Source organism: Alienimonas chondri, from assembly GCF_013036045.1.
GTDB classification, from domain to species: Bacteria; Planctomycetota; Planctomycetia; order Planctomycetales; family Planctomycetaceae; genus Alienimonas; species Alienimonas chondri.
The window spans coordinates 1-9,380 of the sequence record NZ_WTPX01000171.1 but is presented as its reverse complement, the minus strand read 5'-3'; the positions used below and the strand labels follow the sequence as shown (position 1 = coordinate 9,380).

9 protein-coding genes and 1 other RNA gene are annotated in these 9,380 nt (G+C 70.0%); 4 read left to right on the top strand and 6 right to left on the bottom strand.

Translation table 11 applies throughout. The features are described from left to right. Window positions 1–323: 323 nt before the first annotated feature. From LzC2_RS18450 to LzC2_RS18440, 3 genes are all read right to left on the bottom strand, one after another. Window positions 324–920 carry a hypothetical protein gene (locus LzC2_RS18450; protein WP_171189504.1) on the bottom strand — a complete coding sequence of 199 codons (597 nt, stop codon included), beginning with the start codon at window positions 918–920 and terminating at the stop codon, window positions 324–326. Window positions 921–991: 71 nt separating this feature from the next. Continuing rightward, on the bottom strand, window positions 992–1,279 hold the full coding sequence (locus LzC2_RS18445) for a hypothetical protein (protein WP_171189503.1): 288 nt from the start codon (window positions 1,277–1,279) through the stop codon (window positions 992–994). Then, on the bottom strand, window positions 1,276–1,722 hold the full coding sequence (locus LzC2_RS18440) for a hypothetical protein (protein ID WP_206678790.1): 447 nt from the start codon (window positions 1,720–1,722) through the stop codon (window positions 1,276–1,278). The genes LzC2_RS18445 and LzC2_RS18440 overlap by 4 nt, the downstream gene beginning before the upstream one ends. A gap of 719 nt (window positions 1,723–2,441) precedes the next feature. Between LzC2_RS18440 and LzC2_RS18435 the strand changes: the two genes are divergently transcribed. The 4 genes from LzC2_RS18435 to LzC2_RS22910 all read left to right on the top strand — a co-directional run bounded on the left by LzC2_RS18435 (window position 2,442) and on the right by LzC2_RS22910 (window position 6,442). Further along, entirely contained in the window at window positions 2,442–3,473 is a 1,032-nt protein-coding gene (locus LzC2_RS18435) for a lipase family protein (protein ID WP_171189501.1), read from the top strand. Between the two features lie 220 nt (window positions 3,474–3,693). Then, window positions 3,694–4,773, top strand: coding sequence for an MT-A70 family methyltransferase (locus LzC2_RS18430; RefSeq protein ID WP_171189500.1), 1,080 nt, complete (start codon window positions 3,694–3,696; stop codon window positions 4,771–4,773). 97 nt (window positions 4,774–4,870) lie between these two features. Beyond that, window positions 4,871–5,134, top strand: coding sequence for a helix-turn-helix transcriptional regulator (locus tag LzC2_RS18425; protein ID WP_171189499.1), 264 nt, complete (start codon window positions 4,871–4,873; stop codon window positions 5,132–5,134). A gap of 90 nt (window positions 5,135–5,224) precedes the next feature. Beyond that, window positions 5,225–6,442: a tyrosine-type recombinase/integrase gene (locus LzC2_RS22910; protein WP_171189498.1), complete on the top strand. Its 1,218-nt coding sequence runs from the start codon at window positions 5,225–5,227 to the stop codon at window positions 6,440–6,442. Here LzC2_RS22910 and ssrA read toward each other — a convergent pair. The 3 genes from ssrA to LzC2_RS18405 all read right to left on the bottom strand — a co-directional run. Continuing rightward, window positions 6,399–6,759, bottom strand: a transfer-messenger RNA (tmRNA) gene (gene ssrA / locus LzC2_RS18415). The genes LzC2_RS22910 and ssrA overlap by 44 nt on opposite strands. A gap of 169 nt (window positions 6,760–6,928) precedes the next feature. Further along, entirely contained in the window at window positions 6,929–8,035 is a 1,107-nt protein-coding gene (locus LzC2_RS21910) for a peptidylprolyl isomerase (RefSeq protein ID WP_206678789.1), read from the bottom strand. 155 nt (window positions 8,036–8,190) lie between these two features. Next, window positions 8,191–9,380: LptF/LptG family permease (locus tag LzC2_RS18405; RefSeq protein ID WP_206678788.1), on the bottom strand; the 1,190-nt coding region annotated here is incomplete at its 5' end.

Below are 9,380 nucleotides of genomic sequence, written 5' to 3'. Positions count from 1 at the left end.
CCGCGGGAGCGGGCCGCCCCGGCGGCCCCGACCTTGCCCGTCCAGGGCGGCGTGCGTGCAGCACGCCCTTGAGCGGCGGGGACGGTTCCGGCGGTCCGGGAGGACCGGCGGGATCGACCCCGCCGCGGGAAACGCGGCTCCGCGGCCCCGGCCGCGCGAGACCGTACACGTCGGCGGACCGGGGCTTGCCGCAATAAAGATCGGACCGGTCCGCCGACGCCGAAAGACGGGGACGGAGCGCAGCGGAGTGCGCTTGCGGGCGGTCGCCGGTCCCCAACCGCCAGGGCGGGGCGAACGCCCCGCCTGAGTGCGTGCGCGGCCCGTCAGCCGCAGTTCGTCTTCCGCCCTCGGTGACGGGCGATTGCGAAGGCCGTCGCCTCCCGCAGGTCGAATAGTTCGCTCTCGCCCTGCAACACGAACCGGACGGGACCGGCTTCGCCGGTCTGAATCTCGAACCTTGCGACGGGCTCCGGCCGGTCGGCCGGGGCGTCGGGGTGGGTGTCGTACACGCCGAGTACGGAACCGTACCGCATGGCGATGCCGTTCCTTCCGTACAGAAGCTCGCCGTACCTGATCCGCCGCAGACCGACGCGGCGGAACACCGTTGTGGATCGGTCCGCCGCCGTCACGACCCCCACCGCGCTGCCGTCGGGCCGGTTGTACCGCGACGACAGCCGGCCGCGGGTTTGCAACCCCTGGCGGTTCCGGCAGGCCTCCCCGCGAGTCACGTCGCCCCAGTCGCCGGCCCAGTGGCGGGCCAGGGCCTCGGTCACCGCCTCCGGGCCGACCTCGGCCACCAAACCGGCCGCGACGCCGACCCGTCCCAGGCGGAACCCGGCCGGCCCCTCCGGCGAATCCTCCACGTCCCACCAGTCGATTTGCTCCGCCTCAATCACGTTCTCGTTTTGTTCTCGTTTCATGTCTCGTTCTCCGTTTCGTTCGTCAATAAAGCCCGCGGCGTCAGGCCGCGGGCGGGTTCGCGCTGTGGCCGTCAGTACTCCGACGGCAGCAGCGCGGTGGTGGCGGAGCGGTCCGCCTCAGTGATCAGCCAGACCGTGCCGCCGGCGGTCTCGTAGACCGACAACAACCGGGAGCCGTTCAGCAGAGCCTCATCGTTCGCGGTCGCGTCCTCCGGCGTACAGTCGCCCCAGTCGCCGGCCGCGTGCCGGCGGAGCAGCGTTCGCAGCCCCCCGAGCGAGACCGCGTCCAGCACGCCGGGCGTGGCCCCGACCCGGCCCAGCAGGAAGTCCGCCGCCGGTTTCGTCGTCGCCCGCCTCATCGTCTCGGCCCCCGGCTCTCCGACAGCCGCCGGACCTGCGGCGTCCGCCGCTCCTCGCGTCCGTCGTCGTCTCGGCGACGGTCCCCGCGGCCTCGCGGCCGGTCGTCCGCCGGCGCGTCCTCGGCCATCGCCGAAATCGCCCACTGCGCCCCGCGAATCACGTCCTCCGCGTCCGGCCCGCGGAAGCTCTTCGTGATGCCGCTCCGGCCGTCCTGTTCGTAGACGCGGTGCTGGCTGAACGTGAGGTAACGTCGGCCCCGCGGGTCGCGGTTCTCCCACACCCGCGTCCAGACGTTCCCGTAGGTCCGCTCGTCCAGCGGGGCGTTCTCGTCACGGCGAGGGTTGTCGTTCGCCCGGCGGCTCCCCCGGATCGACCAGTCCCGGTCCCGGTAGTCGCCCACCGGGCGGTCGTCTCTGCGGTCATTTCTTCGTGTTGCGTACATCGTCGTTTCTCCGTTGTGGGGCCGTTCGCCCCGGTTTATTCAATCGCAACCGCCGAAGGCATGTTTTTCTCCTTCTGACCGGCTGCTTGCGAACCCTTTCGCAGCCGGTCAGAAGGGGAAAAACAGACAACCTCCCGCGGGCCGCAAGGCCCGCGACCGCGGCGGGGAACGTCGTCGCCCGGCGAAGCCGCAAAGCCCGCCGAACGACACGGCGTCGAGCCCGGGGGCCAGGTGGAGAGGGAGCGCAGCGAACGGACCTGGCGGCCGGGGGAGCGGCGTGTCAGACCCCGCGCACGTCCCCCCGCGGTACGCGGCCGGGGACCGGCCGCCGCCGCGCAGCCCCGGCCCCGCGCCAGCGGGGGCGGAAGACGGGGATCGATCCCGGCGGCACGCCGGGGGCGGTACGTTGCAGAAAAGTCTCGTGCGGCCCCGGACGGAGCGCGAGCCGGCCGTGGACGGCACGGCGGTGAGCCGGGGGCCAGGTGGAGAGTGCAGCGCAGCGGAACGGACCTGGCGGCCGGTGAGCCGGCGTGCGACGGCCGGCGGACGACCCGGAACCCGGCGTCCGCACCCCGGCCCCGCGCGGCGGGGCCGGAAGATCGGATCGCCGCAGGCGATGCGCTCGCTCCTCGGCGACGACGGGAACCCCGGCCGGGCCGGGCGTGTCCGCCGAATGAACGACAGTTCACTCATACGCCGCCGACCCATAGAGTTTATCCATGAGAATCCCCAGTACGCTCTCCCGCCGACTGATCGCCGCGTCCGCGGCGTGCTTTCTCCTGCCCCTCGCGCCGTCGGGCTGCGCGCCCGACGCGGAGGACCAGCGGGACGGCGAACCCCTCGTGCCGCCGGCGCCGGTCCCGGCGGGTCCGGCCGCTCGGCTGCGGCTGGACTGGGACGCTCACGACCCGCCGCACTGGCCGGCGGCCGGCGTGCTGGCGGAGGTCAGCGGGGCGATCTATGCATCGCCCGACTCGGCGGCGGACGCGCTGGACGACCTCGGCTTCGACGTGGTCGATCGGTTCTCGTTCGAGTCCACGGCCGGGGCCGTCCTCACTTCGGGGGACGTGACGGTGGTAGCCTTCCGCGGCACCGACGACCGCTACGACTGGCTCGTCAACCTTGACGCCCGCACCGTCACCACGTCCCACGGCGACATGCACCGCGGCTTCGATCGGACTTATCGGGCGGTGGGGGACGACGTACGGCGCGCGGTGAGAATCGCCGAACCCCGCCATCTCTGGATCACGGGGCACAGCCTCGGCGGCGCGCTCGCCGTCGTCTGCGCCCTCGACCTGCTGGACGAAGGTTACGAACTGGACGGGGTGGTGACGTTCGGTCAGCCGATGGTGGGGCGGGCGGACCTCGCGGAACACCTGGACCGGGAACTGGACCGAAAGTTCGTGCGATTCATGAACGAGTCGGACCTCGTGCCGCGGGTTCCGCCGCACTTCACGCACGCCGGATCGCTCGTCTGGTTCACCGGCGGCGCTATCAAGCGAACCTACCCGCGGCCGTTCGCTGTCGGCGACCCTTACTCCACCCGGGGCGAGCCGTCGGACGCGGTTTCCGAACCGCCGCCGCTCTCCGATGCGGAGTTCCGCACGCTGCAAGCGGATCTGCGGGCCGCTGACGCCTCGGCGGAGGCCCTGCCGGACGGACGGGTTCCGGTCGGCGGGAACAGCCGCTTCGTGCGGGACCACGGCATGGATCTGTACCTCGACCGGGTGCGGGCGGAGGTCGGGAAGTAGCGGAGGAAGGGGTGAAACGACCGTTTCCGCGTCGGGGGCGGGTCGCGCGGGGTGTCACGCCCCGTGCGGCTCGCCCCGCCTGCGTTTTCGGGGGTCTTCGTCTCTCGTCGTCAGCCGGGCGCGTGCCGCGGAGCGGTCCAATTCTTCGCTCCCGCTCATTTCTTCGCGTGTAGTGCTGTCTCCCGCGGCGACTCCCGCCGCTTCCTCACCGGAGACCGCCATGACTTGGTTCGGCAAGGGCGAGCAGCCCGCACCCCACGCGGCCGACGCGCCGCCCGACTTCTCCCCGCCCGCCGCGCGGGCGGCGGAACTGATCGTCCCCGAGCCGCCGCCGGAGACGACCGCCCTCGCCCCGCTCGCCGCCGTCGAGTTGGCCCTGGCGAACGCGGAGCACGTCGAAGACGTGAAGGAGATCCGCGACAAGGCCGAAGCCGTCCGCACCTACGCCGAGCGGGCCGGCTTAGGGTTGGAACAACAGAACGCCGCCGCCGAGATCCGCCTGCGGGCGGAGCGGCGGGCCGGCGAGATGCTGACGAAGATGGCCCTGCACGGCGGTGACCGCCGCGGAGCCGACGCCGGCGACCGCGTCACGCTGGGCGACCTGGGCGTCAGCAAGGACCAGTCGGCCCGGTGGCAGAAGCTCGCCCGCGTGACGGCGGGCGACTTCGACGCGCACGTCGCCGCAGTGAAGAAACGCGGCGAGGAACTCACCACCGCCGGCCTGCTGCGGTTAGCGAAGCCCGCTCGCCGTAAAGCCGTCAAGCCGGTCCCGGACGAAGATCAGCCGGACGCCGGCGTCGTTGAGACGCTGGCGGAGTTGGTGGACGCCGACCTCAAGTTCGGCTGCCTGTATGTGGACCCGCCGTGGCCCGGGCACGATCCGGCCGACGACGCGCCCACGGTCGGACAACTCTCCGCCCTGCCGGTCGGCGTGCTGGCGGCGGAAACCGCCCAGCTGCACATCTGGGTGCCGGACCGGCACCTGTGCGCCGCCCTCGGGATGCTGCACGCCTGGGGGTTCGAGTACGGCGGCACGTTCGCCTGGTGCCGCCCGAGCGGCGGCCACGGGCACCCTTGGCGGCCGGCCCACGACCTGCTGCTGTGGGGCTTCCGCGGGGACGAGCCGGAGAGCGGCCGCAACGCCGCCAGCTGGCTGACGGCCGGCAAGCCCCGCGGCGGCGGCAAGCCGGCGAAGGTCCGCAAGCTGCTGGAAGCCGTCGCCCCGGGGCCGCGGGCGGAGTTGTTCACGATCCGCGAGACCGCCGGCTGGACCTGCTGCCGCGTCGCCGAGTGCGGCTGACGGGCCTTGAACGGCGGCCCCGTGATCCGCCGGGAGCCGCGGCCGCCGTCCCGTCGTTCTCCGCTCCCGGCCCTCCTCGACCTCGACGGACCCCCCGATGCACGACCTCCTCGACCCTTTTCCGCCCCAGACCCTCGACGGGGCGACCCCGGCGAGCGTACTGATCGATGTCGGGCAGTTGGCCGACCTGCTGGGCGTCTCCACCCGCACGCTCTGGCGGCACGCCAGCGCCGGCAAGCTGCCCGAGCCGGTCCGCCTCGGCGGCTGCACCCGCTGGCGGCGGGGCGACATCGACCGCTGGGTGGCCGACGGCTGCCCGCCGGTCCGCCCCGCCGCGAAACTCTCTCACCAGAAAGCCTGACCGATGGCCTAGATCTTCAAGCGGAACAAGCGGAAGAAGGGCGAGCCGTACAGCGTCCAGTACACGGACCACCTCGGTCGCCGGAAGACGGTGAAGGGCTTCACCGACAAGGGGCTGACCGAGCAACTGGCCCGGAAACTGGAAGAGGACGCCCGCAAGCGCAAGACCGGCGTGGTGGACGTGGACGCCGAGCGGCTGGCGGAGGTCGCCGACCGGCCCGTCGAAGAAGCCCTGGCCGCGTTCGCGGAGTCGCTGTCGGAGCGGACCGCGAACTACCGGGAGAAGGTGCTCGCCCGCGTGCGGGTCGTGCTGGACGGGGCGGGGATCGGGACGCTGCGGGGGTTGGACGCCGAAGCGGTCGAGCGGTTCCTCAAGGCGTACGCGGCGGAGAAGGACCTCGGCCCGCGGACGTACAACCACTACGTCCAAGCCGCCGACACCTTCTGCAACTGGTGCGTGCGGACGAAGCGGCTGGCCTCGAACCCGCTCCGGGGCCTGGACCGCCGCAACGCCAAGGTGGACGTGCGGCACCCCCGCCGGGCCTTGAAACCGGAGGAGTTCGCCCGGCTGCTGGCGGCGGCGGAGAACAGCCCGAAGTCGGTCCAGCGGATCGACGGGCCGACGCGGGCCAGGATCTACTACCTCGCCTACATGACTGGCCTGCGGAAAAAGGAACTGGCGAGCCTCACGCCGGCCTCGTTCGACCTCGCGGGCCGCCCGCCGACGCTCAAGGTGGCGGCGGCGGACTCGAAGCACCGCCGGGAGGACGTGATCCCGCTGCACCCGGAACTAGTAGACCGCTTGCGGGACTGGTTCGCCGGCCTGCCGGCCGGCCGGAAGCTGTTCCCGGGGCTGGACCGGAAGAAGACGCAGTTCATGGTGCGGGCGGACCTCGCCGCGGCGGGCATCCCGTACCGGACGGAAGAGGGGATCGCGGACTTCCACGCCGCGGGCCGGCACACGCACATCACCGAACTGCTCCGCAACGGCGTCGGGCTGCCGCAGGCGATGGAGCTCGCCCGGCACTCGGACGTGAACATGACGATGCGGTACGCTCACATCGGTCTCGGCGATCAGGCGGCGGCCTTGGCCTGCCTGCCGACGCCGGCCGGGCCGGACGCGCTGCAAATGCGCTGCATTCCGGGCGGCGTCGGGGGTCGCGGGGCGTCGCCGGCTGTCACGACGGGCGAAAAGAAAACCGCCGCAACTCCCGGCGGGGCCGGGGGTTGCGGCGGCGATTGTCAGCACTTGGCAGTGACTGACGGGATGGAGGCGGGGGGAATTGAACCCCCGTCCTGCGAACGCTGAGCCGAAGCCTCTACGTGCGTAGTCCTTTGATTGATCTCACGCCGGCCGGTTCATCGGACAAAACCGGTTCGACGCCAGTCCACCACGGGTCTCGCCTGATCAGTAGCGGACGCTGTGATCAGGCCAGTCGGAATTGTGACCGACAGTCAGGCGCCTCCGACGTGGCCCCTTCAGTCGGCACGGTCTAGGGTTACTAGGCCGCGAGGGAGAACTGCGGTTTGGCAGTTATCGTTGTGATCGGCTTTTTACGAGGCCAACCGATCAACCTCGGCACGCCACCCCGACACGAGAAGAACCAGTCGATTCCGATCGCCCCCGTTTCGGTGTGACCCGGGCTCGATGACGACGTTCGCCCTCGAGTCCGAACACGCTCCCATTGTCGGCTGCCGAGCGGCTCCGTCAAGAGCCTGACCGCGCAAACGACAGCGTCCCGCCTCCACTGAAGAGGCGGGACGCTCCGGATCATCTCGACGGTGAACGCGACGCTCAGCCGTTCGCGTTTTTCTTCGGCTCGTACGGGTGGTTCCGCTTCGAGACCACCTCGGCGTCTTGGATCTCGTCGCCGATCACCAGTTCGTCGACGATCTTCTGCCCCTCGATGACCCGACCGTAGACGGTGTGGGCGCCGTTGAGGTGCGGAGTCGGGAGGTGGGTGAGGAAGAACTGGCTGCCGGCGGTGTTCGGCCCGCTGTTGGCCGCGGAGAGGGTGCCGCGGAAGTGCTTGCGAGCGTTGGGGGCGTCAAATTCGCTGTCGATCGCGTAGCCGGGACCGCCGCGTCCGTCGTCGGAGGGATCGTCGTTCTTGGAGTTCGGATCGCCGCCCTGAGCCATGAAGTTCGGGATCACGCGGTGGAACTTCACGCCGTCATAGAAGCCGCTTTCGACCAGCGAGATCATGTTCGCCACGGCGTTGGGGGCCTCTTCCTCGAACAGCTCCAGGACGATGTCGCCCTTGTTCGTCTTAAACACGACCTTCGGCAGATTCATCGACGCCTGCATCTGGCGGGTCGCCTGCTCTTCGGCCCAATACTGCTCGTATTGCGGGGCGGCCTGGGCGTAGCTGGCGAAGTCGCGGGCCAGCACGCCGGCGGCCTGAGCTTTCGCGAAGTTCGCCTTCGCTTCGGTGAACTTCTGCTGAGCGAACTGCGAGGCCGGCAGCAGATTCAGGCCGACCTGGTTCTCCGGAGCGGTCGCCAGCAGCTTCTTGGAATACATCTCCGCGGCCGCGTAGTCGTTCTCCGCGAAGGCGTTGCTCGCCGCCCACGCCCCGACGGGTTCGCTGAGCTGCGGGGCGGCGGACGCCCCGGCCATCAGGGCGGCCCGGGCCTTCAAGACGTCGGTTCTGAATTGTTCGAACAGGGCCGTGCCTTCCGCCTGGATCTCCTTCTGGCGGGCTTCGTCCGCCGCCTGATACTCCGTCCGCAGAGCGACGACCTTCTCTTCCATCGCCTGCTCGCGCGCGTTGAGCGCTTCGAGTTGCGCGTCGAGGTCAGCCTGGGCGGAGGCCGTCGGGACGAGCAGGCCGACGCTGCAAACCGAGAGGAGAACGGCGGTCAGCAGGCGACGAGAGCCGGGCAGGGGGGGGAAGCGCATCGGCGAGTCGGAGCGGTGGGAAGGGTTGGTGGGATTGGCCGCCGATGCTGACCGCCGACCCGGGCGCCGTCAACGGGACGAACCCCATCGCCCCACCCCCGTTCCGCCGCCGGCCGTCCGGCCGCCCCCGAATTCGGTGCTCGCGGCCGTCGATTCTAGAACCGCGAAACCTGCCGCAGCGTGATCGCGCCCCACAGACCGATCAGCACGTTGCCGACCCAGACGCACCACCGCGGATCGGCGTCGCCGTGCTTGGCGAGGTTCATCATGCCCAACGTGATCGGGTAATACACCAACAGGATCGGGACGAAGCAGATCATGAAGGTGGTCAGGAAACTGCTGCGGCCCATCTTGATGCTGAACGTCCCCCCGATCAGGGCGAAGAACAGGCAACTCGCGGACATCGCCGGGCGGGAATAAATCTCAGCCTCGACCTTGTACTCGAGGATCTTCAACTTGACCGGCGGGGGCGGCTCCGGCGCCAAGCGATCCGGCCTCGGCAGTTCCCCCAGTATCAAATCGAGGGCCGCGACGGCCGCTGCATGCCGCTCGAGGGCGGCTCGGTTTTCCTTGAGCCGTTCCAACTGCTCGAACAGGTCGGTCGTCGACAGGTGGCGGGGCTTCGTATCCTCATTCTGATCGCCGAGCGGGAACGACCGCACCTCATGCTCGAACCACCCGTGCACCTTTCCGGAGGATTGCAGCAATCCGTTATGCATCTCGACGAGAATCAGGCCCTTTTCCAGGTCGAATTGAACCGTCGCCCGTTCGGCGGTCACCGTGACGGGACTGCGGCCCGGCGGGGCGTAGCGGAACTGCGGGCCGATCAGCGTTTTCCCCTCGACTCGACGGGCCGTGATCATCAACCCCTTCTCCGAGTCTTTGAACCGGTTCGTGGTGCGGAGAAAATCGAGGAACAGATCCTCCATCGCATCGGAGACGATCACCTGGATGTTGTGCATCGCCCAGGGAATCACCCGGTCGGTCAGCACGAAGCTGGAGACGCTCAACACCGCGGCCAGCAGGAACGCCGGGGAGAGCAGCGTGAACACGTGCGCCCCCGCGGCCTTCGCGGCGATAATTTCCTGATCGCCCCCCATCCGCCCGTAGACGATGCACACGCTCAGCAGCAGCGTCGCAGGGATCGTGAACGGCATCAGCGACGGGACGATGTACGGCAGAATCTGAGCGATCTGCTCCGCGCCCAATCCTTGTTCGCTGGCCTGCTGCACCACTCCCACGAACACCAGCAGGACGGTCAGCACCGCCAGCAGGAAGCCGAACACCCGCAGAAGTTCCCACAGAATGGCCCGTTGAATCAGTCGCACGGCGGCGTCTCTCGGGG

Bases quoted from the DNA above. Each gene is read 5' to 3' on its own strand.
- LzC2_RS18430 (WP_171189500.1), top strand. From the start codon at position 3,694: ATGACTTGGTTCGGCAAGGGCGAGCAGCCCGCACCCCACGCGGCCGAC.
- LzC2_RS18450 (WP_171189504.1), bottom strand. From the start codon at position 920: ATGAAACGAGAACAAAACGAGAACGTGATTGAGGCGGAGCAAATCGAC.
- LzC2_RS18440 (WP_206678790.1), bottom strand. From the start codon at position 1,722: ATGTACGCAACACGAAGAAATGACCGCAGAGACGACCGCCCGGTGGGC.
- LzC2_RS21910 (WP_206678789.1), bottom strand. From the start codon at position 8,035: ATGCGCTTCCCCCCCCTGCCCGGCTCTCGTCGCCTGCTGACCGCCGTT.
- LzC2_RS18435 (WP_171189501.1), top strand. From the start codon at position 2,442: ATGAGAATCCCCAGTACGCTCTCCCGCCGACTGATCGCCGCGTCCGCG.
- LzC2_RS18445 (WP_171189503.1), bottom strand. From the start codon at position 1,279: ATGAGGCGGGCGACGACGAAACCGGCGGCGGACTTCCTGCTGGGCCGG.
- LzC2_RS18425 (WP_171189499.1), top strand. From the start codon at position 4,871: ATGCACGACCTCCTCGACCCTTTTCCGCCCCAGACCCTCGACGGGGCG.